Origin of the sequence: Streptomyces sp. NPDC091412 (assembly GCF_044756885.1) — a bacterium.
Lineage (GTDB): Bacteria > Actinomycetota > Actinomycetes > Streptomycetales > Streptomycetaceae > Streptomyces.
In genome coordinates this window covers 38325-60312 of the sequence record NZ_JBIVTV010000017.1, presented here as the reverse complement: position 1 = coordinate 60312, position 21988 = coordinate 38325, and the positions used below count along the sequence as shown (strand labels likewise).

Here is a 21988-nt window from a genome sequence, read left to right as displayed (position 1 = left end):
TAATGACGCGCTCTGCACGAAGACGGACAAATCCCATATGTCGCCGGAGCGGCATCTACTAAGCGGCCCGCTTAGTTACGGGAATGATGTGAGGGATGTCACGGAATAACGGTTTCGTGACCATGTTCCACGTGATGCGTCGCCGGGTCCCGTGTGATGCGAGGGGGCGCGGCGACACGCTCGACCTTCACCCCTCGTTTTCTTGAGTCGTTCGTGTTTACGGCGTAGGTTCGGCGCATGACCGGACCTCGGACCGAGTCCACAGCAGGGGAGCTTCGTGACGCCGGCCTGCGCGTGACCGCCGTGCGGGTGGCACTGCTCGAGACCGTACGGGCAGGTGATCACCTCGATGTCGAGGCGATCGCCTCCGGGACGCGCGAGCGCGTGGGTCACGTCTCCCTGCAAGCCGTCTACGAGGCGCTGCGCGCGCTCACCGCGGCGGGGCTCGTGCGCCGTATCGAACCGGCCGGCAGTCCGGCCCGGTTCGAGGGGCGCGTCGGGGACAACCACCACCACGTCGTGTGCCGCTCGTGCGGTGTCGTCGCCGACGTCGACTGCGCCGTCGGCGACGCTCCCTGTCTGGCCGCGTCCGAGGACCACGGCTTCTCGATCCACGAGGCCGAGGTCAACTACTGGGGCCTGTGCCCCGCCTGTTCCACCTCCGGCAGTACCTGAGCTCGCGATCCGCCCAGTCCGGAAGGAAGACCATGTCCGAGAACCCCGATGCAATCGTGACCGACGCGAAGACGGAGGGCACAGGCGGCTGCCCGGTCGCGCACGGTCGTGCGGCGCACCCCACCCAGGGCGGTGGAAACCGCCAGTGGTGGCCGGAGCGCCTCAACCTGAAGATCCTTGCCAAGAACCCCGCGGTGGCCAACCCCCTCGGCGAGGACTTCGACTACGCCGAGGCGTTCAAGAGCCTCGACCTCCCGGCCGTCAAACGGGACGTGGCCGAGGTGCTGACCACTTCGCAGGACTGGTGGCCCGCCGACTTCAACCACTACGGCCCCTTCATCATCCGGATGGCGTGGCACAGCGCCGGCACCTACCGGATCAGCGACGGCCGGGGCGGCGCCGGTGCCGGCCAGCAGCGCTTCGCACCGCTCAACAGCTGGCCGGACAACGGGAACCTGGACAAGGCCCGCCGCCTGCTGTGGCCGGTGAAGAAGAAGTACGGCCGGAACCTCTCGTGGGCCGACCTCATGATCCTCGCCGGCAACGTCGCCCTGGAGTCGATGGGCTTCAAGACCTTCGGGTACGCCGGCGGCCGTGAGGACGTGTGGGAGCCCGAGGAGGACGTCTACTGGGGTCCCGAGACCACCTGGCTCGGCGACGAGCGCTACACCGGTGACCGCGAGCTGGAGAACCCGCTCGGCGCGGTCCAGATGGGCCTGATCTACGTCAACCCCGAGGGCCCGAACGGCAATCCGGACCCGATCGCCGCGGCCCGCGACGTCCGTGAGACGTTCCGCCGGATGGCGATGAACGACGAGGAGACGGTCGCCCTGATCGCGGGTGGCCACACCTTCGGCAAGACCCACGGCGCGGGCCCCGCCGATCACGTCGGCCCCGCCCCCGAGGGCGCCTCGATGGAGGAGCAGGGCCTGGGCTGGCGGAGCACCTACGGCACCGGCAAGGGCGGCGACGCGATCACCAGCGGCCTGGAGGGCATCTGGACGGACACGCCCACCACCTGGGACAACAGCTTCTTCCAGATCCTGTTCGGCTATGAGTGGGAGCTGTTCAAGAGCCCGGCCGGCGCCTACCAGTGGCGGCCGAAGGACGGCGCGGGCGCGGACACCGTCCCCGACGCCCACGACCCGTCCAGGCGGCACGCGCCCACGATGCTGACGACGGACCTCTCGCTGCGCGTCGACCCGGCCTACGAGCCGATCTCGCGCCGCTTCATGGAGAACCCGGAGGAGTTCGCGGACGCCTTCGCGCGCGCGTGGTTCAAGCTGACCCACCGCGACATGGGTCCGGTCGTGCGCTACCTCGGCCCGGAGGTTCCGGCGCAGACGCTCCTGTGGCAGGACCCGCTGCCGGAGGCGGAGTACGAGCAGATCGACGCCGGGGACGCCGCCGAGCTCAAGGCCAGGATCCTCGAATCGGGTCTGTCCGTGCCGCAGCTGGTGTCCACCGCGTGGGCGTCGGCCTCCACCTTCCGCGGCAGCGACAAGCGCGGCGGTGCCAACGGCGCTCGTATCCGGCTTCAGCCGCAGAGCGGCTGGGAGGTCAACGACCCCGACGAGCTGGCGACGGTGCTGCGCACCCTGGAGCAGGTCCAGGAGTCCTTCAACGCCGCCCAGAGCGGCGGCAAGCGGGTCTCGCTGGCCGACCTGATCGTGCTCGCCGGTGGTGCGGCCGTCGAGAGGGCCGCCAAGGAGGCCGGCTTCGACGTCGAGGTGCCCTTCACCCCGGGCCGCGTGGACGCCTCGCAGGAGCAGACCGACGCGGAGTCCTTCGCCGCGCTGGAGCCCACCGCCGACGGCTTCCGCAACCACTACGGGAAGGGCAACCGGCTGCCGGCCGAGTACCTGCTGCTCGACCGGGCGAACCTGCTGACCCTGAGCGCCCCCGAGATGACGGTCCTCGTCGGTGGTCTGCGCGCCCTCGGCGCCACGTACAAGGGCTCGCAGCTCGGTGTCCTCACCGCGACGCCCGGCGTGCTGACCAACGACTTCTTCGTCAACCTGCTCGACCTGGGCACGACGTGGAAGGCGACGTCCGAGGACGCCGCTGCCTTCGAGGGCCGCGACGCCGCCACCGGCGAGGTCAAGTGGACGGGCAGCCGTGCCGACCTCGTCTTCGGGTCCAACTCCGAGCTGCGCGCGCTCGCGGAGGTCTACGCGAGCGACGACGCGAAGGAGAAGCTCGTCGAGGACTTCGTCGCGGCGTGGGTCAAGGTCATGAACCTCGACCGGTTCGACCTCGCCTGATCGCGCATGACCACAACTGAACACGCCTGATCACGCCTGACTTCGGCTGATCATGGCATCGAGGCCGGCCGGCCCGCTCCGGCCGGCCTCGACATGTTTCCGCCTCCCCGCGTCCCGGAATCTTGTTTCGTCCTACATCCAAGTGCATAATGCGCTTATGCATAAGCGGGTTATGGACCCAGTGGGTTCCGAGGCGTCGCCCGAGGACCTGATGATCGCCGTCGAGCAGATGGTGCGCTACGTACGCCGCAGCGCCACCTCCGGCGGACTGAGCACGGCCGCCTCCTCGGCGCTGTCCCGGCTGGGCCGCGAGGGCCCCTACCGGCTGACCGAGCTGGCGCGGGCGGAGAGCGTGTCCCAGCCCAACATGACCCAGCTCGTGACCCGGCTGGAGCGGGCGGGCCTGGTACGGCGCACCGCCGACCACAGCGACGGCCGGGGCGTGCTGGTGGAGGCCACCGACGCCGGTCTTGAACTCTTCCGGCAGCGCCGCGCCGAACGCGCCCGGGCCCTGCAGCAACTCGTGGAGGAACTGCCCGAGGCCGAGCAGCGGGCGGTGCGGGTCGCGCTGCCGGCCCTGGCCCGCGTCATCGAGGACCGCCAGGCGCGCTCCTGACCCGCCGCGCCACCACCGCTCACCTCAGCCCACCTCACAGGAGAGGCGCACATGAGTGCACCGCACGGAAAGGCCGCCGGTCATGGAAAGGCCGCCAGCCCTTTCAAACAACCCAAGGCCGTCTGGGCCGTCGCGTTCGCCTGCGTCATCTCGTTCATGGGCATCGGCCTGGTCGACCCGATCCTGCCCGCCCTGGCCGAGAGCCTGCACGCCACGCCCAGCCAGGTCTCCCTGCTGTTCAGCAGCTACCTGATCGTCACCGCGGTCGCGATGCTGATCGTCGGCTGGTTCTCCAGCCGCTTCGGAGCCAAGCGCACCCTCGTCACCGGCCTGGCCGTCATCGTCGTCTTCGCCGCCCTGGCCGGCTCGTCGGGCTCCATCAACGGCATCGTCGGCTTCCGCGCCGGCTGGGGGCTGGGCAACGCCCTGTTCATCGCCACCTCGCTGGCCGTCATCGTCGCCTCGGCCAGCGGTGGCTTCGGCGGCGCGATCATCCTCTACGAGACCGCGCTCGGCCTCGGCATCGCCGTGGGCCCGCTGCTCGGCGGCGAACTGGGCGCCATCAGCTGGCGCGGCCCCTTCTTCGGCGTCGCCGTCCTCATGGCCGTCGCGCTCATAGCCACCCTGGCCTTCGTCCCGAACCTGCCGAAACCGGAACGCCGCACCTCGCCCCTCGCCCCCCTCAAGGCACTGCGCCACCGCGGCCTGCTGACCATGGGCATCATGGCACTGCTGTACAACTGGGGCTTCTTCACCATGCTCGGCTACGCGCCGTACCCGATGGAGCTCGGCGCCCACCAGCTCGGGCTGGTCTTCACCGGCTGGGGCCTGCTCGTGGCCGCCTTCAGCGTCTTCTTCGCCCCGCGCCTTCAGGCCCGCTACGGCACCGCCCCCGTCCTCTACGCCAACCTGCTCGGCCTGAGCATCGTGATGGCCGTCATCGCGGCCGGGGTCGCCAGCCCCACCGTGGTCATCGTGGCGGTCATCGCCAGCGGCGCGTTCATCGGCATCAACAACACCCTGACCACCCAGGCCGTCATGCTCGTCTCCCCGGTCGAGCGGCCCGTCGCCTCCTCCGCGTACGGCTTCCTGCGGTTCATCGGCGGCGGCCTGGCACCCTACGTCGCCGGCAAGCTCGCCGACGCCACCGACCTCAGTGTCCCGTTCTACCTCGGCGCCGCCACCTTCCTCCTCGCCATTCCGGTGCTGGCCTTCGGCCACCGGCTGCTGCGGGAGGCCGAGACGCGCACCGGTGAAGGGGAGCCCGTCACACCGACGTTCACGTCCGTCGGCACCGCGGCGCCCACCGGCACGCCGCCCGTGGTCGTCGCCGTCGGCGCCCACGAAGGGGCAGCCGTGATCGTCGACGCCGCGGCACGGCTCGCCCGGGACACCGGCAGCCCCCTGGAGGTCGTGCACGTCCAGCAGACCGCCGTCGTCGAGGAACAGGCGGCCGACGCCGAGGACTTCGCGCAGGCCCGCGCCACCGTCACCGCCCACCTCGACCGGCTCGCTGCCCATGGCGTCGTCGCGCGGGGCCAGATCCTCGGCAGCGTCGGCGACCACGCGGCGGCCGGCCGCGCCCTGGCCCGGCACGCCGCCGAGGTGGGCGCGCGTGCCGTGGCGGTGGGCCGTTCGCCGCGCGGCCCGCTCGCTCAGTTCGCCGACGGCAGTTTCACCGCGGCCCTGACCCACGCCGCCACCTGCACCGTGGTCCTCGTCGACCCCGACAGCGAGCCGCGGCCGCTGACCGCGGCCATGTTGCCGGAACTCCGGGGCGCGGCGGGCTGACCGGCGCCGGATCCCCGGACGGGGACCGCGGGGCGGCCGTCCGCCGCGCGGTCCCCGTCCGCGCGGCGGACGTCACCGGTCGCGTGGCGCGCGCCGCGTGCGCGAGCGGGGGTCGACGGCCAGGGAGCCCGCGGTGACCTCCTCGGGGCCGGATTCCGGCCGGTCGTGCCGGTCGCCGAGGAACGCGTCGCCGTACAGGTCCTCGAGCCAGGAGGACTGGTAGATCGTGTCGAGGTAGCGCTCCCCGAGGTCCGGGGCGATGGCCACGGCGGTCAGGGCGCGGGCGTCGTTGCGCGACAGCCAGTCCATCGCGCCGCTGACCACCGTCCCGGTGGACCCGCCGAACAGGAAGCCGCGCCGGGCCAGTCGGTGGCAGGCGCGAATGGTGTCCGCCTCCTCGACCCGGACCACCTCGTCGACGAAGGACTCGTCGAGCAGCGGCGGGCGCATGCTCATGCCCAGGCCGGGGATCATCCGCCGGCCCGGCTTGCCGCCGAAGGCCACCGAGCCGACGGTGTCCACCGCGACGATCCGCACCGGCCGATGCCACTCGCGGAAGAAGCGGGCACAGCCCATCAGCGTGCCCGTGGTGCCCGAGCCGACGAACAGCACGTCGAGACGGGGGAACTGGAGGGCGATCTCCGGTGCGGTCTTGCGGTAGTGGGCCCCCCAGTTGTTCGGGTTGGTGTACTGGCTGAGCCAGACGTACCGCTCGTCGGAGGCGCACAGCGCGCGGACGTAGTCGATCCGCGCGCCGAGGAAGCCGCCGTTGGCATCCAGGTCGGCGATGACGTGCACCTCGCTGCCCAGCGCCTCCATCAGCAGCCGTGCGGACAGGTTGCAGCGGGAGTCCGTCACGCAGAGGAACCGGTAGCCCTTGCTGGCGGCGATCATGCTGAGCGCCACACCGAGGTTGCCCGACGAGGACTCGATGAGGATCGAGCGGGGCGTCAGGAGGCCGTCCCGTTCCGCGGCCTCCACCATCTCTGTCGCGGCCTTCATCTTGATCGAGCCGGCGAAGTTGAAGCCCTCGCACTTCAGGTAGAGCGAGCGCCCGAATGTCGGCCGGAGATCAACATAGAGTTGGCCTTCGTTGAAGGCGTGGGGGGCTGAGATGACGGGCACGCTGGCCTCCTGATGCCTGGGCCGAGGGTAGGAACGTTCAGCCGTATCGGCGCAGCTCATGGAAGAAGTCGTCGATGACGTGCAGGTTTCCGGCGCGGGCCACCTCGTCGTAGACGTACTTGCCGACGGCGAGGTCGAGGATCCCCAGGCCGAACGGCGAGAAGATCACCGGCCGGTCGGTGGGCGGATCCACCCGCCCGGTCATGACGTCGTCGAGGGTGCCGTGCAGGAAGTCCCGGCCGCCGGTGAGCTGCTCGGTCAGGTGCGGCGAGGTGCCGGCCTTCAGGCAGTGCTCGACGTCGTCGACGAAGTTGGCCGCGGAGAGCAGCACCTGGGGGGCGAGATCGCGCAGCGACACGTGCAGGACGACCGGATGGTGGGTGAACCAGGCCGGGTCGGTGATGTGCGGCTCGCCGGCGATCGTGGCGAAGACCACCAGGTCGCTGGAGCGGATCAGGTCCTCGGCGCTCTCGTGGACGGTGACCTCGGGGGCGTGCCCGGGGGCACCGGTCTGGCGCAGGTAGCCGCAGAACCCGGCGGAGCTGTCGGCGGACACGTCGTACACGCCAACGCTGTCGAAGCTGAAGCCGGTGCCGGTCAGGAAGGTGTGGATGTAGCGCGCGATCAGGCCGGTGCCGAAGAAGCCGACCCGGGTGGGGCGGGGCCGGTTGCGGGTGAGCCAGTCGGCGGCCAGCGCCGCGGACGCGGCGGTCCTGGTGGCGCTGATGATGGAGCTCTCCAGGCAGGCGAACGGGTAGCCGGTGTCGTGGTCGTTGAGGACCAGGACCGCCGAGGCCCGGGGCAGGCCGGCGCCGACGTTGGCAGGGAAGCTGGAGATCCACTTCAGTCCGTCCACGCCCGCCGACCCGCCGACGGAGGCCGGCAGCGCGATGATCCGCGCCGTGGGACGGTCGGTGAAGCGCAGGAAGTACGACGGCGGGTTCACCGTGCTGCCGGAGCCGTGCAGCCGATACGTCGCCTCGACCAGCTCCGTGAGCTGCTTCTCACGCCCTTCGAGCGCTTGCCGGACCTGGGCGCCGGAGATCACGGCGAAGGTCGGCACCGGGGTGGGCCGGGAGGTGGTCGGGTCGGTGGCGGGGGAGGTCACGGGGGTCATCGCCGGATTCCCTTCGGGGTCGGGCCGTACTCGGCCAGGCGCTGGGGCTCGGCCATGGCGACGAGTACCTGTCGGTCACCGGTGAAGGCCTCCCTGCTGTGCGCGGTGCGGATGTTGTCGACCAGCATCAGGTCGCCGGACTGCCAGGGCTCGCGTTGGGTGTGCGCCTCGTAGGTCTCGTTGAGCAGCTGCACGACTTCCTCGCCGATCGGTGCGCCGTCGCCGAAGAGGGTGTTGAACGGCAGCCCGTCCGCGCCGTACTCGTCCACCAGGTACTCGCGCACCTCCGGGGCCAGCGTCCACTCGTTGAGGAAGGCGATCTGGTTGAACCAGCAGCGCCGGCCGGTGACCGGGTGCCGGACCACGGCGCAGCGCCGCTGCCGGGTGCGCAGGCCGCCGTCCGGCTGCCAGGCGAACTCGATGGCATGGGCGCGGCAGTAGTTCTCGACGGTCTCGCGGTCGTCGGTGCCGAACGACTCCGCCAGGGACGCCCCGATCTCGTCGTTGTAGCTGCGGGTGAGCAGCCAGCCCTCACGCTCGAAGCGCTCGGTCAGCTCCGCCGGCAGCGCGTTCAGCACCGCCTCCGCGTCGGCCACCGCGGTCGCCCCGCCCCCGGCGGGCGCGGTCGGGCACGCGAACAGCATCAGCCCGGGCACCTTCAGCGCGTAACTCAGCTCGTGGTGCATGCACATGGGCTGGTTGGCGGGCCAGGCGGTGGAGGAGTACAGACCGGGGCCGTAGGACTCGCGGGGGGCGAAGGCCTCCCGTTCCGGCATCAGCGGGCCGGCCAGTTCCGTGAAGACGGCGGAGATCTGCTCGGGCTCCCGCAGTCCCAGGCCGCGTACGAGCACGGCTCCGTGCTCGGCGACCCGGGCCCGCAGTGTCTCGCGGTGCTCGGCCGCCCATCCGGTCGCGTCCGCAGAGGTCTCGACACGCAGGACGGGCGGTCTGTCCGGTCGCAGCTCCACCTCCAGTACCGAAGCCGGGGACGAGAACGACATCTCGGTTTCCTTTCGTTCGTCACCAACGAGGCCGGGGTGGTCCTCAGCGGTGTTCAGGAGGAGGCCAGCAGGTCGGCGGCGTCCAGTACGGTCGCCGCCACCGCGGCCGGGCGGGTGCGTGGGAAGTAGTGGCCGCCGTCGGTGAGTTCACGCAGCGCCACCTGCTCGGCCAGGAACTCCCAGTCCCGCCAGTGGTCCTGGAAGCCCGCGGTGCTCGGGTCGTCGGCGGCGACGACCACGGTGACCGGCGCGGCCAGTCTCACCGCCGGCGGCCTGTCCAGGGCGTCGGCGAAGCAGCGGTGCGCCAACACGCAGTCGTGCCGGTAGGCGGCCCCGACGCGCTCGGCGTGCTCCGCGTTCAGCTCGCCGAGCTCCAGGTGGCCGCCGTCCGCACCGAGCCGGGCGGCGATCTCGGCGTCGCCGCGCTCAGTCAACTCGGTCGCTGCGGCGCGTCGTTCGGTGGCCGTGCCGAGCAGCTGCGCGCCGAGGAACACCCGGGTCACCTCCACTCCGAGCGCGGCGAGCCTCCGGGCGGTCAGCAGGGCGGGCGCGGTGCCGGAGGAGTGGCCCCAGAGCATGACCCGCTTCAGGCCGCGCCCGGCGATCTCCGCGGCGACCCGCTCCACCACCTGTTCCAACGGCGCGAACGGCTCCTCGCCTGCGGCCAGGTCGTGTCCGGGCAGGTCCACCGCGTGGACGGCGACGCCGCTGCCGGCCAGGGCGCTCGCCAGCGGCTGGAAGTTGACCGCGTTGCCGCCCGCGTGGGGGAAGCACACCAGCGCGCACTCGGGGGAATCCTCGCCCGCCGACAGCGGCTGGAGCAGCTCCGGCCGCTGCCGGGCCGTGCCGTCGAGGCACGCCGCGAGTTCGGCGAGCACCGGGTGCCGGGTGATGTCCTTGAGGGACACCGCGCGGTTCAGGGCGATGGTGAGCTTCACCGCCGACAGGGAGGTCCCGCCGCGGTCGAAGAAGTGGTCCCGTCGGCCGATCGTCTGCCCGGGCAGGCCCAGCAGTTCCGCCCAGGCGGCCGCCAGCCTCCGCTCGGTCGGGGTGCGCGGGGCGTCGTCGGACTCGCCGGAACCGGCTTCCTCCGTCGTCTGCTCGCCCCGTTCGGCCAGCGCGGTCAGCGCCTTACGGTCGATCTTGCCGTTGGCGGTCAGCGGCAGCCCGTCCTGCCAGTGGAAGGCCGACGGGACCATGTACGCGGGGAGCACGGCACCGAGCGCGTCGCGCAACTCCTCCGGATCGAGTCGCCGGCCGGTGTGGAAGGCGATCAGATGCGTGCTGCGGCCCGCGAGTTCGGCGACGACCACCGCGCCGTCCCGGACCCCGGGAACGCGCAGCAGGGTGTTCTCGATCTCCCCGATCTCGATGCGGAACCCGCGGATCTTGACCTGGCTGTCCCGGCGGCCGAGGAACTCCAGCTTCCCGCCGGGGTGCCAGCGGCCCCAGTCGCCCGCCAGATACAGCCGCTCGCCCGGCCGGTGCGGGTCCTCGCGGTAGGCCTCACGGGTCCGCTCGGGGTCGTTGACGTATCCGCGTCCCACGCACACGCCGGAGAAGGCGATCAGCCCGGGGGCGCCGAGCGGCACGGGTGAAAGGTGCTCGTCGACCACGTAGACGCGCACGTTGCCGACCGGGCGCCCCAGCAGCACCCGTTCCGGAACCGCGTCCATGACCTCGTGGTTGGTGTCGTCCGAAGTCTCTGTCAGCCCGTAGGCGTTGACCAGCTTGATGCCGGGCTGGAGGGCGAACCAGCGCTGGACGAGTTCCCGCTTCAGCGCTTCGCCGGTCACCGACACGCAGGCCAGGTCGGGCAGTTCGCGCGGGTGCCGCTCCAGGTACGAGGCCACCACCTCCAGATAGGAGGGCACGACCTGCGCCACGGCGACCCGGCCGCGCACCAGCGTGTCGACGAACCGCTCCACGTCCACGACGGCGTCCTGCTCGACCAGCAGGGTCCGCCCGCCCACCAGCAGCGCGGCCAGCAGCTGCCACAGGGAGATGTCGAAGCACTGCGGAGCCGTCTGTGCCACCACCCGCCCGGGACCGATCCCCAGATCGTCGATCTTGGCGTACAGGTGGTTGAGCATGCCGGCGTGCTCGCACATCGCTCCCTTGGGCTCGCCGGTGGAGCCCGAGGTGAAGTAGATGTACGCCAACTGGCCCGGGGAGACCTCCACTCGGAGGTCGTCGTCCGCGTGTTCCTGCGCGTACGCCGTTTCGATCAGCAGCTTCTCGGTCCCCGGCGGCAGCGCGGCCAGCGCCTCGTCCAGGGTGCCGGTGCTGCCCGGCTCGGTCAGCACCAGTCGGCAGCCGGCCCGGGCGAGCGTCGCCTTGATGCGCCCGGCCGGGAAGTGCGGCTCGATCGGCAGATAGGTACCGCCGGCCTTGAACACCGCCAGTACCGCCGCCAGCCAGTCGAGGTTGCGTGCGGTGACCACGGCCACCACGTCCTCCCGGCCCAGACCGCGCTCCAGCAGCGCGCGGGCCAGCCGGTTGGCCCGCGCGTTCAGCTCCCCGTACGTCCACGAGCGCTCGCCGTGCACCGCGGCCACCGCCTCGGGGTGGGCCCGTGCCCGCTCCTCGAAGAGCTCGTGCGCCCGCGCGGACGGCAGTTCCCGATGAGGTCCGGCCAGCCCCTCCAGCTGGTCGCGCGTCTCCTCGGGCGACAGCAGGCTCCGCCGGGTGTGCTCGGCGTCCACGTCGGCGGTCATCAGGCGCAGCGCGGTCAGGTGATAACCGCAGACCCGGGCCGCGGCCTCGGCGTCCAGCACGTCCGTGCGGTACCGCAACCGTGCCGTCAGCAGCCCGTCCCGCTCGCCGAAGGCCATCCGCAGCACCGCCCCGGCGGGCAGGGCGCCGCCCCCGGTGTCCGCCGGGTCGAAGACGGCCTCGAACAACGGTCCTGGGAGTCCCAGCTCCCGGCGCAGCTCGTCCACGGGGAAATCCCGGTGCGCGAGCAGGTCCGCCGCGACGCGGTGGGTGTCGAGCACCAGCCGGCGCCAGGACCCCGGCGCGACGGCCGACCGACAGGGCAGCGGGCCGGCGTCGGGGCCCGTGACACAGCCCGTCACCACGTCCTGCTCACCGGACAGCGCGGCCAGCACCTTGGCGTGCGCGGCCAGCAGGACCGTGCTGGACGGCACCCCCAGCTCCGCCGCGAGGGCGCGCACCGCCCGGGCCGTCCCGGCCGGCACGGTCTCCTCGTGCTCGGCGTCACCGGCCACCGGCTCGCGTGCCCACCGCGGAACGGCGGTGAACCCGCCGGCGGTGAGCACCTCGCTCCAGAACTCCCTGTCCGCTGCCACGAGCGCTCCCATTGAATGGCCCTTCCTCATTTCGCCGTCGGCTCGGCGGGGTTTCCGCCCCATTCCGCCTTCGCGGGGACTTCCTCGCCCTTCATGAGGAAGGAATCGGGCGCCAGTACGGCCCCGTCGCCCACCGTCACGCCGTAGTGCACGTGTGCGCCGACCCCGAGGGTGCAGTCGGATCCGAGCCTGGTGTGGTCCGACTTGAAGGTGCCGTCCTCCTGCGAGTGGCACTGGATCTTGCTGCCCACGTTCAGCGTGCAGTCGTCCCCGATGACGGTGAGCGTCCGCTCCGTGATGTAGCAGCCGTCGTCGAAGACCCTGCGGCCGATGCGCACGCCCATCAGGCGCCAGACCAGACGCTTGAAGGGGGTCCCGTTGAACAGCTCGAGCCACTCGTCCGGCACCTTCCACAGCCGCTCGTGCCACCAGAAGTACGGGTCGTAGATGGAGCACAGGCGGGGGCGCAGGGAGCGGAAGACGGCGATGGCCCGTTCCACCAGGATGAAGTAGCCGGCCGTGAGGGCGACGGTCAGGGCCAGATAGCCGCCGATCACCACGTGGCCCAGCGTGCCGTACAGGTCGACGCAGGCCAGACCGACTCCCGTGAGCACGGCGGCGAGCACCCAGCGCAGCAACAGGAAGAGTGCGATGGAGCGGAGGTTGTAACGGTTCTTGGCGGCGAGGTTGCGGCGCAGGGCGTCGCCCGTCCTGAGGTGGTCGAAGCGGGTGTCGCGCTCCACCGAGCGGGGGATCTCGAAGGATGGTGAGCCGAGCAGCCCGACCCCTTCGCGCAGTTCGCCGTCGAGGGGGACCATCACCTTCGTCGCGAGCAGGCAGTTGTCGCCCGTTCTGGCTCCCGCCGGATAGGCGATGTTGTTGCCGAGGAAGTTGTGCGCGCCGATCGTCGCCCGGCTCACCCTGAAGGAGGTGCTGGAGTAGTCGGCGTTGATGACGGAGAGCCCGTCGGCCACCATCGTCCCGCTGCCGACGGACACCAGGTACGGCGTCTCGTGCTGCACCTCGGTGCCGAAGTTCGAGCCGGTCTGCTCCACCTGGGACAGGTCGTATCCGAGGCGGCGCAGATAGGGGACGATGTAGGAGCTGTCGCCGAAGAGCCAGGGGAAGAACTTGAGGTTCGTCAGGCCGGCCACTGCCCGGTGCATCGCGTACTGGAAGCCGTAGAGCGGGTAGACCCGGTCGGGCTTGACGGCCAGGCTCAGCAGCCGGGGCACCGCGAACATCAGGGCCAGGCCCACGACGACCCCGCCGAAGAACAGCACGGCGGACACGACCAGGGTGTCGGTGAGGAACTCCGGCACCGTGGACAGGGTCGTCCCCGCGTCCAGCCGGCCGCGCAGCGCCGGTACCTCCGCGAACAGCATGTAGACGCCGCCGACGCCGAACGGCAGGTACAGCAGGAACAGCTGGAGCAGGGAGGACACCCCGAAGACGGCCCGCCGCAGCGTGCCGCACCGGGTCGGCTCGACCCTGATGTGGTCGACCGACGTGGGCTGTGCCGGGGAGCCGTGCCGGCGTTCGCCGGCCGGCACGTGCTGGCCCCGGTACAGGGCGGAGGCGTGGCCGAGCTGTGAGCCGTCGCCCATCGAGGTGTCGATGTCGAGCACCGACTTCTCGCCGACGAAGGCGTCCCGGCCGATGTCGATCCGGCCGGTCTGGATGCGCCCGGCGTGCGCCCGGTAGCACAGGAAGAACGCGTCCTTGCGGATCACCGTGCCCGCGCCGATGGTGAGCAGGTCGGTGCAGACCGGCACGGAGTGGGAGAGGATCGTGACGTCCTTGCCGATCCGCGCGCCCAGGGCCCGCAGGTACAACACGTACACGGGGTTTCCGATGAAGAGGATCATCGGATTCGCGTGCAGGAGCACCTTGACGATCCAGAAGCGGAGATAGGCCGCACCCCACACCGGGAACTCGCCCGGCTTCCAGCGGCCGACGAGAATCCACTTCGCCGCGATCGGGAAGACGCACAGGAGGAGAAAACCGCCGGTCCCGAACAACAGGGACCGGAGATAGATGTCGGCGAGGCCCGATGCCGAGCCGACCCACTCGTAGGCTCGTGCGGTGGCCATTCCGGCGACGAACGAATATCCGAGGAAAATGAGCAACTGAGCCGTGCCGCACAGCACGTAGCGAGCCGTGCTCGGGGTCGTCGCGGCCGGTGCCGGCGCCTCGTCCGCGGGTGCCGCCGGGGCCGCCGGAGCGGGTGCGCCGGCGGGGGGTGGAGCGAGCTCCGCGAGGGCTTCCGCCAGGCTGCGGACCGTGGGGTTGCGGTAGATGTCCTTCATGGACACCGGCGGCAGATCTGATCTCTTCCGGACCCGCGCGCAGAACTGCGCCATGACCAGGGAGTTGGCGCCCAGGTCGTCGAAGAAATGACTTTCGGGCGGAACGTGTTCGGCGTTTACGACGTCCGCCAGGATTCCGGCGAGCTCCCTCTCGGTGTCCGCCGTCGCCGGGAGGGAGCGTGCCTGCCCGGCGATCACGGGCTCGTCCGGCCCGGGCATCAAGATGTCGGCAGACTTCTCCACCATGCCAGCTCCCTGAAGGAAAGGTCGAAAACCATCGGCCAACGGTGCCCGGTCTCCGGGACCGTGCGTTTTCGCCTGATCACGAAACCACTGATCAGTCTTGTTCGGTCATCGCTCGGTTGCCACTTGGATCCGCTCGCGCCGAGGCAACCGGAGTGTTCGACGCGCCTCTATTCCTCGGTTCTTTGCGCCGACGGCCTGAGTAATCTCACTCGTATGGGGGTTCACCCTCCGGGAGGGCCTCGGCACGCCGTGGGGGGCGTATCGGCGCCGTGGCCGGCTGGTCATGGAACGCGCGTTCGGCGGGCCGGCGGTGTCCCGGAACGGGCCGAGTGGCCTCGGTGCGGACCGGCGCGCAGACTGAGCGGTGAGGCGGGGCCGCCCGGGGCCGGGCGGTGACGCGAGGCCGTCCTGTTCGCTGAGGGGGCCGATATGGCCGTGGAAATCCCGCCCCTGCTGAGTCCCTCACGGCTCAGGCGCCGTGGCGGGCTCTGGGGCGAATGCATGGCGGAGTTCCTCGGGACGCTGGTCCTCATCGCCTTCGGATGCGGCTCGGTGGCCATGGCGGTTGCGGCGCTGCCCGGCTCGGGGCGCACCGAGGGGCCCACGACGTTCTTCATCAGCGCCGGTGACTGGCTGCTGGTCGGCTGGGGCTGGGCCTTCGCGGTGGCCTTCGGCGTGTACGTCGCCGGAGGCGTCAGCGGGGCGCACCTCAACCCGGCGGTGACCCTGGCCTTCGCGGTGCGCCGCAAGTTCCCCTGGGCGAAGGTGGTTCCGTACTGGATCTCACAGGTGGCGGGCGCCTTCGTCGGTGCCGCGGTGGTGTACGCGGTTTATCACGACGCTATCAACACCTTCGACCAGGCGATGAAGGGACCGAAGACGCACGGGCACACCGTCGCCTCGTTCTCGATCTTCGCCACCTTCCCGGCGCCCTACTTCCATGGCGGTTACTGGGGGCCGCTCGTGGACCAGATCGTCGGCACCGCGTTCCTGGTCATGCTGATCGTGGCGGTCATCGACCTGCGCAACACCGCCGTGAAGGCCAACCTCGGGCCGCTGGTCATCGGCTTCGTGGTGGCCGCCATCGGCTTCTCCTACGGAGCGAACGCCGGGTACGCCATCAACCCGGCCCGTGACTTCGGCCCACGTCTGTTCACGTTCTTCGCCGGGTGGGGAGACCTGGCTCTGCCCGGCAGCCTGGCCGGGTCGTTCAGCCACTACTGGTGGATCCCGATCGTCGGACCGCTCATCGGCGGGGTCGTCGGTGTTCTGGTGTACGACCTGTTCATCGGCGACGTACTGCACATCCGTGCCCAGGACAACGAGCTCCCGGAGTCCGGACTCACCCGCCCGGCCGAGGAGAGCGGCACGTAGCCGCCCCCGACACCGGGCGGGTGGGCGCGGGCCGCCCGGGACGGCCCTGTTGCAGACGCTCCGTCAGGAGTATGCCCGCGGCCCACACGAGTCCGCGCCGGTGCGACGGCCGGATGCCGGATCTGCCGCGCGGTCGTCGCTGCTGGTGGTGCTGGGTCATGGTCCGCCCTGGGCCCGGTACGAGGGCCGGCCGCCGTGAGCTTCCCGGCAGCCGGCGGGATCGGGGTGGGCTCAGCCGTGGTAGCTGATGTAGCCGTCGCCGTCGCGGTCGTCGCGGGCCTTGGTGTAGGAGTGGACGTCGGCGCGGGCACCGGAGGGCTTGAGCAGGTAAATGGTGTCCTTGTCGTTGTTCCAGATGAAGTTGCAGTTCTGGCGGTAGACGACGTTCTTGGCGTCGGAGTCCGTGCCCTTGCCGCCGCGCAGCTTCACGTAGTCGCCGGGCTCGAGTTTGTGGTTGGCGCGGAACGTGAACCGCTTGCCGGAGGCGTCCTTGACCACGTAGCCCTTGAGGTTGACGGTCGCGGTGCGCGAGTAGTTCTTGATCGTCACGTACTCGTTCTTGGTGTTGCCGGTACGGCAGTTGTTGGAGTCCCGTCCGGGCGCGTCGTACTGGACGCCCTTGACCTTCAGCGCGGACGAGTATTCGGCGGCCTGCGCCGGCGCGGCGGCGACGACGGCGACCGTTCCGGCCGTGGCGGCCACGGCCAGCGCGGAGCGTATACGCATGAGGTTCCCCCCTCAGTGGTGCCAATGGAGCCTCAGGAGCATACACAAGAAGTAAGAATGGGGTGACGGAGAGGTGTGGAGAGTGTGAAGGTCGCCGTGTCCTCTCGACACGCGAGCCCTGCTCCATGTCACGGGTGACGTGCTCGGCGGCATCCTCGCCCGGTACTCCACGCCGGTCGTCACGGCCCGGTTGGGGCAGGAGCCCGCCGGGCGGCTGACGCGGCAGCACGCCTGCCTTCCGGCTCGGAAGGCCTGGGCGCTTCACCCCGTGCGGGACAACCGGCCGTGGTCCCGCGCCGGTTGGTCATCCGGTCGTGAGCACCATGCGGAACCGAGCGGTGCCGGCGAGCATTTTCCGGTACGCCTCGCCGGCCTGGTCCAGCGGCACCGCCTCGGTCATCGGACGGATCCCGTGCAGGGCGCTGAACGCCATGGTGTCCTGCACGTCCTGCGCGGTGCCCGACGGGTGGCCGCGGATGATCCGGGCGCTCGTGATCAGCTGGAGCGGGCTGATCCCCAGCGGCGTGGGAGCCGCCCCGATCACCACCAGCTCACCGCGGTGCGACAGCCCGTCGACGGTCGCCGCGATCGCCTCGGAGCTGCCGGCCGTGGCCAGCACGACCTTGGCGCCGCCCAGCGATCGCAGCGCGTCGGCGACGGGAGTGTCCGTCGTGTTGTCGACGTAGTGGTGCGCGCCGAGCCGCTTGGCGAAGTCGGCCTTGTCGGCCCCGCGTGCGATCGCCACCGTCTCGAAGCCCATGGCCGCCGCGTACTGCACGCCCAGGTGACCCAGGCCTCCGATGCCGAGCACGGCCACCAGATCACCCGGCTGCGCGGAGCTGCGCCGCAGTCCGTTGAACGTGGTCACGCCCGCGCACGCCATCGGCCCGGCGTCGGTCGCCGCCAGGGCGTCGGGGATCCGGGCCAGGGCGTCGACCGGTGCGATCACCCGCTCGGCGAAGCCGCCGTCGTAGGACCAGCCGGGGACCTTCAGATCCGGGCACACGATGAAGTCGCCCTGGCGGCACGGGGTGCAGTGGTGACAGCTGCCGCCGAACCAGCCCACCGTCACCCGGTCGCCCACCTGCCAGCCCTGGTCCCGCGTCCCCTCGCCGAGCTGCTCGATCCGCCCGGCGATCTCGTGCCCGGCAACCACCGGGAAAGTGACCCCGGGCATCACGGCGTCCACGAAGAAGCTGTCGCTGTGACAGACTCCGCACGCCTCCACGGTGATCGCGACCTGGCCACGGCCCGGCTCCGCCGCCTCACGCTCGACGATCTCGAACGGACCGCCGGCGGTGGTCACCTGCGCGACTGTGTAGGTACTCATCGGTCTCTCCCGGAAGCGGGTACGACGGCCCCCGCAACCAGGACATCAGCTCCCTGCCGATCGCGCGCGCCGTACGGGACGGGCGGCGGGCCCGCGAAGGACCGGCCGCCGTCAGCCGCCCGGCATGGGGCGCACGGTCAGGATCTGCTGGGCGTGGCCGACCGGGCCGTGCAGGTCGTGCAGGACCGTGCTGGTCAGTCCCACGCCGGTCGGGCCGAAGGCCACGGTGGTGTCCAGACCGGTCCAGGGGCCCTCCGGGCGGCGGTGCAGGTGCACGGTCAGGTCGACGTTGGGGAACATCCACGCGGTGGGCGACTGGCGCACGGCGATGCCGTTCGCCGTGTCGACGAGGGAGAGGTAGGAGGCGAGCGGGCTGATGGGTTCGCCGGCGACCAGGGTGAGCGGGGTGGAGACCCAGGCGGTGGTGCGGCCGGGGCTCGGCGGGGCGAGCGGACGCACGTCCAGGGACGCGATGTAGCCGCCCGGCCAGAACTCGCTCATCGCCCACGGTTCGAGCCGGTCGGGCGGGGTGAGCCGGTCGCCGGCACCCCCGGCGACGGCGGAGGTGTCCTGCGCCGACAGCAGCCAGACGCGGGCCCGGACCACCGGGCGGCCGGCGATGCGCACGACGGCTTCCAGGAGTTCGATGGTGCGGCCGGGGCGGAGGGTCTCCACCTCGATCTCGCACTCGTCCAGGGCCGGGCGGCCCAGGATGTCGTAGCTGATCCGGACCGGTATGAGCGCGCTGCCCCCACGCGCGGCCAGATGGTCCTCGACGGCGTGGACGACCAGTCCGCCCAGCGGGCTGAAGTGCTGCTCGCGCACGTCCCAGGCACCACCGGCGTGTGCGGTGGGCTTGAAACGGTGCTCGTCGATGCGCTCGTAGTAGCTGTCGGGAACCGGGGCGCCGGTGTTCAACGGGTGCTTCTCCTCGGGCTGTTCACAGGGAAGCCGAACAGGCACGGGTCTCTCGCGCCGTATCGGCCGGGCAGCCCCATCATGACCCAGCCCATACTTGGCACCTACACCCACCTGCCGTCAGGAGGCCCCGTGCTCTTGCGTGACGTCACCCCCGACGACGTGGACGCGTACGTCCGGATGCGCTGCGACCCGGTCATGATGGCCGAGCTCGGCGGGCCCCTGCCGGCCGGCGGCATGGCGGACAAGGTGCGCCGGGACGCCCGGCAGGCGGCCGCCGGCGTCGCCTGGATCAAGATGATCGTCCCTGACCCGGGCACCCCCGAGGAGGTGGCCGGGACGGTGACCATCTGGACCCACGACGGCGACGACGGCCCGATGTCCGAGATCGGCTGGATGGTGCTGCCGCGGTTCCAGGGCCGCGGCCTCGGCGGGCGTGCGGCACGCGCGCTGCTGGAGCGGGCGCGGGACGAGGAGCGCTGGGGAGTGGTGCACGCCTTTCCGGCCACCACCAACGCGGCCTCGAACGGGATCTGCCGCTCGCTCGGCTTCCGGTTCGTCGCCGAGCGCGAGGTGGCGTTCGCCGGCCGGGTGCTGCGCACCAACCACTGGGCGATCACCCCGCGCACGGACCTGACGCCGGGATGAGGCGGCACGGGTGGGTCAGCCGAGGCTCACCCATCCGTGCTCCTCGGCGGAGCGGGCCATCGCGTCCAGGGCCACCGCGGCGGCCACGGCGTCGTCGAGGGTGGCGCCGTGGACCCCGCCCTCCGTGACCGAGCGCAGGAAGTGGTACGCCTCGATGACCTTGAGGTCGTCGTAGCCCATGGCGTTGGCCGCACCCGGCTGGAAGGCCCCGTACTCGCCGTGGCCGGGGCCCACGTAGACCGTGCTGACGGGCTGGTCCTGGTACGCGGTGCCGCGACTGACGCCGAGTTCGCCCATGCGCCGGAAGTCCCACCAGAGCGCGCCCCTGGTGCCGTGGATCTCGAAGCCGTAGTTGTTCTGCTCACCCACCGAGACCCGGCACGCCTCCAGGACGCCGCGCGCGCCGGAGGCGAAACGCAGCAGGCAGCTGACGTAGTCGTCGTTCTCGACCGGTCCGAGTTCGCCGCCCGCCGCCCGGGTGTGACCGGCGGTGGCGCCGGCCGGCCGGGCCCGTTCGGGCACGAACACCGCGGTGTCGGCGGCCAGCGACTCGATCTCGCCGAGCAGATGGCGGGCCAGGTCGACCCCGTGCGAGGCCAGGTCGCCCAGTACCCCGCTGCCGCCGCGTTCACGCTCGTAGCGCCAGGTCAGGGCGCCCTCCGGGTGGGCCGCGTAGTCGCTGAACAGCCGGATGCGGACATGGGTGACCCTGCCGATCTCACCGGCCGCGATCATCTCGCGGGCGGCGGCGACGGCGGGGGCGTTGCGGTAGTTGAAGCCGACCGTTCCTTGTACACCGGCTTCGGCGGCTGCGTCGGCGACCGCGCGGGCGTCGTCGGCGCTCAGGCCCACCGGCTTCTCGATCCAGATGTGCTTGCCCGCCTCGGCCATGGTGAGGCCGATCTCGCGGTGCAGGAAGTTCGGGGCGGTGATGCTGACCGCCTCCACCCGGGGGTCGGCGGCGATCTCCCGCCAGTCACGGGTGGCGGAGTCGAAGCCGTACCGCCCGGCCGCCTCCTCGGCCCGGCCGGGCACCTCGTCGGCGACGGCGACCAGGTGCGGCCGTACCGCGAGCCCGGGGAAGTGGTGGGGCACGCGGGCGTACGCCTGGGTGTGCACGCGTCCCATCCAGCCGAATCCGACGACGGCGACGCCGAGCGCAGACACCATGAAAGCCCCTTGTTTGGACCGATCCAAAACCTGGTGGCTCACGATGAGGCCGCCTCCCGCCAGGTGTCAAGCCATCGTTTGAAGCCCTCTGCGAGCGCTTCCGGACGGCCTTCCAGCGTCTTTATCCGGACGGCCTTCCGGCCTCTTTACAAGGGGCCGGTCCTCATGGAACGGTCCACAGCGTGCGATCGCCCACCATCCGAGACGTCGCCGCGCGCGCCGGTGTGTCCAAGTCCCTGGTCTCGCTGGTGCTGCGCGGCTCCGCCGGCGTGCGCCCCGAGAAGCGGCAGGCGGTGCTCGCCGCCGTCGAGGAACTCGGCTACCGGCCCAACGCCGCCGCCCGCAGCCTCAGCGAGCGCCGCACCCGCACCGTCGGCGTGCTGCTGAACGACATGCGCAACCCCTGGTTCGTGGAACTCCTCGACGGGCTGAACTCCCGCCTGTACGACTCCGGTCTGCACATGCTGCTCGCCGACGGCCACCTCAACCGGCGCCTGGGGGAGGACCTCACCCGCACCTTCACCGAGTTGCGCGTCGACGGCCTGGTCGCCGTCGGCACCCTGCGGGATCCGGGGGCGCTGCGCGTCGCGGCCGGCCGGGTGCCCACCGTCGTCGCCGGTGCCCGCGAACCCGAACTGCCGGGGGTGGACGTCGTCGCGGGCGACGACGAGCAGGGCGCCCGGCTGGCCACCGAGCACCTCATCGCCCTCGGCCACCGGCACATCGCCCACATCGCCGGCCGGGGCGCGGTCGGCGACCTGCGCCGCCGCGGCTTCGAGGCCACCATGCGGGCGCACGGGCCGGCCGGCACGGCGGTCGTCGAGCAGGGCGACCTCACCGAGGAGGGCGGCTACCGGGCGACCGTACGGCTGCTCAGCCGTACCCCGCGGCCCACCGCCGTGTTCGCGGTCAACGACATGGCCTGCGTCGGCGCGCTGTCCGCCGCCGAGGAGAGCGGCCTCCGGGTCCCCCGGGACCTCTCCCTGGCCGGATACGACAACACCTACCTGTCGCGCCTGCGCCACGTGTGGCTGACCACCGTGGACAACGCCAGCCACGACGTGGGCCGGCGCGCCGCCCAGCGGCTGCTCGACCGCATCGACGACTCGGACCTGCCCCGCACGGTCGACCTGACCAGCCCGGTCCTGGAGGTGCGCGGCACGACCGCACCGCCCGCCGGAATCGGCTGACGAGTACCGCTCCGAGACGCTCCGTGGGACCTGGGCCGGTACCGGCCGGGTGGATCCGTGGGGCCCGGGCGGGCATCGGCGGGGTGGATCCGTGGGGCCCGGGCGGGCATCGGCGGGGTGGATCCGTGGGGCCCGGGCGGGCATCGGCGGGGTGGATCCGTGGGGCCCGGGCGGGCC

The 21988-nt window shown here is 71.4% G+C and carries 16 protein-coding genes; 7 read left to right on the top strand and 9 right to left on the bottom strand.

All coding sequences use genetic code 11. The annotated features are described in order from the left end of the window. Window positions 1-237: 237 nt before the first annotated feature. The 4 genes from ACIQMV_RS30545 to ACIQMV_RS30530 all read left to right on the top strand — a co-directional run bounded on the left by ACIQMV_RS30545 (window position 238) and on the right by ACIQMV_RS30530 (window position 5346). On the top strand, window positions 238-675 hold the full coding sequence (locus tag ACIQMV_RS30545; RefSeq protein WP_141364106.1) for a Fur family transcriptional regulator: 438 nt from the start codon (window positions 238-240) through the stop codon (window positions 673-675). A 32-nt stretch (window positions 676-707) separates the two neighbouring features. Next, entirely contained in the window at window positions 708-2939 is a 2232-nt protein-coding gene (gene katG / locus ACIQMV_RS30540; RefSeq protein ID WP_402596470.1) for a catalase/peroxidase HPI, read from the top strand. Between the two features lie 172 nt (window positions 2940-3111). Further along, window positions 3112-3555 (top strand): MarR family winged helix-turn-helix transcriptional regulator, encoded by a 444-nt coding sequence (locus ACIQMV_RS30535; protein WP_141364109.1) that lies wholly within the window; start codon window positions 3112-3114, stop codon window positions 3553-3555. Between the two features lie 51 nt (window positions 3556-3606). Next, window positions 3607-5346: an MFS transporter gene (locus ACIQMV_RS30530; protein ID WP_402596469.1), complete on the top strand. Its 1740-nt coding sequence runs from the start codon at window positions 3607-3609 to the stop codon at window positions 5344-5346. Between the two features lie 72 nt (window positions 5347-5418). Here the strand turns inward: ACIQMV_RS30530 and sbnA are convergent, their stop codons facing one another. From sbnA to ACIQMV_RS30505, 5 genes are read right to left on the bottom strand one after another with little or no spacing between them, the layout of a single operon-like run. Beyond that, window positions 5419-6471: a 2,3-diaminopropionate biosynthesis protein SbnA gene (sbnA, locus tag ACIQMV_RS30525; RefSeq protein ID WP_402596468.1), complete on the bottom strand. Its 1053-nt coding sequence runs from the start codon at window positions 6469-6471 to the stop codon at window positions 5419-5421. 37 nt (window positions 6472-6508) lie between these two features. Next, entirely contained in the window at window positions 6509-7588 is a 1080-nt protein-coding gene (gene sbnB / locus ACIQMV_RS30520; protein ID WP_401774625.1) for a 2,3-diaminopropionate biosynthesis protein SbnB, read from the bottom strand. Further along, the gene (locus ACIQMV_RS30515) at window positions 7585-8589 is read right to left on the bottom strand and encodes a TauD/TfdA family dioxygenase (protein WP_141364117.1); all 1005 of its coding nucleotides are present in this window, start codon (window positions 8587-8589) and stop codon (window positions 7585-7587) included. The genes sbnB and ACIQMV_RS30515 overlap by 4 nt, the downstream gene beginning before the upstream one ends. Window positions 8590-8642: 53 nt before the next feature. Continuing rightward, window positions 8643-11912 carry an amino acid adenylation domain-containing protein gene (locus ACIQMV_RS30510; protein ID WP_402596467.1) on the bottom strand — a complete coding sequence of 1090 codons (3270 nt, stop codon included), beginning with the start codon at window positions 11910-11912 and terminating at the stop codon, window positions 8643-8645. Between the two features lie 14 nt (window positions 11913-11926). Next, window positions 11927-14455 carry a Pls/PosA family non-ribosomal peptide synthetase gene (locus ACIQMV_RS30505; protein WP_402596466.1) on the bottom strand — a complete coding sequence of 843 codons (2529 nt, stop codon included), beginning with the start codon at window positions 14453-14455 and terminating at the stop codon, window positions 11927-11929. Between the two features lie 429 nt (window positions 14456-14884). On the opposite strand from ACIQMV_RS30505, the gene ACIQMV_RS30500 reads away from it, so the two are divergent. After that, a complete protein-coding gene (locus ACIQMV_RS30500; RefSeq protein ID WP_141364123.1) occupies window positions 14885-15829 on the top strand; it encodes an MIP/aquaporin family protein in 945 nt (314 codons plus the stop codon). A gap of 231 nt (window positions 15830-16060) precedes the next feature. Here the strand turns inward: ACIQMV_RS30500 and ACIQMV_RS30495 are convergent, their stop codons facing one another. The 3 genes from ACIQMV_RS30495 to ACIQMV_RS30485 all read right to left on the bottom strand — a co-directional run bounded on the left by ACIQMV_RS30495 (window position 16061) and on the right by ACIQMV_RS30485 (window position 18803). After that, a complete protein-coding gene (locus ACIQMV_RS30495; protein WP_402596465.1) occupies window positions 16061-16555 on the bottom strand; it encodes a lamin tail domain-containing protein in 495 nt (164 codons plus the stop codon). A gap of 304 nt (window positions 16556-16859) precedes the next feature. Beyond that, window positions 16860-17885, bottom strand: coding sequence for an alcohol dehydrogenase (locus ACIQMV_RS30490; RefSeq protein ID WP_141364127.1), 1026 nt, complete (start codon window positions 17883-17885; stop codon window positions 16860-16862). Between the two features lie 111 nt (window positions 17886-17996). Further along, window positions 17997-18803, bottom strand: a complete 807-nt coding sequence (locus ACIQMV_RS30485; protein WP_402596464.1) for a thioesterase family protein — start codon at window positions 18801-18803, stop codon at window positions 17997-17999. Window positions 18804-18935: 132 nt separating this feature from the next. On the opposite strand from ACIQMV_RS30485, the gene ACIQMV_RS30480 reads away from it, so the two are divergent. Beyond that, window positions 18936-19451, top strand: coding sequence for a GNAT family N-acetyltransferase (locus ACIQMV_RS30480; protein WP_141364131.1), 516 nt, complete (start codon window positions 18936-18938; stop codon window positions 19449-19451). A gap of 15 nt (window positions 19452-19466) precedes the next feature. Here ACIQMV_RS30480 and ACIQMV_RS30475 read toward each other — a convergent pair whose 3' ends face one another. Further along, entirely contained in the window at window positions 19467-20621 is a 1155-nt protein-coding gene (locus tag ACIQMV_RS30475) for a Gfo/Idh/MocA family protein (RefSeq protein WP_402596463.1), read from the bottom strand. A 182-nt stretch (window positions 20622-20803) separates the two neighbouring features. On the opposite strand from ACIQMV_RS30475, the gene ACIQMV_RS30470 reads away from it, so the two are divergent. Beyond that, window positions 20804-21811, top strand: a complete 1008-nt coding sequence (locus ACIQMV_RS30470; RefSeq protein WP_402596462.1) for a LacI family DNA-binding transcriptional regulator — start codon at window positions 20804-20806, stop codon at window positions 21809-21811. The last annotated feature ends 177 nt before the right edge of the window (window positions 21812-21988 follow it).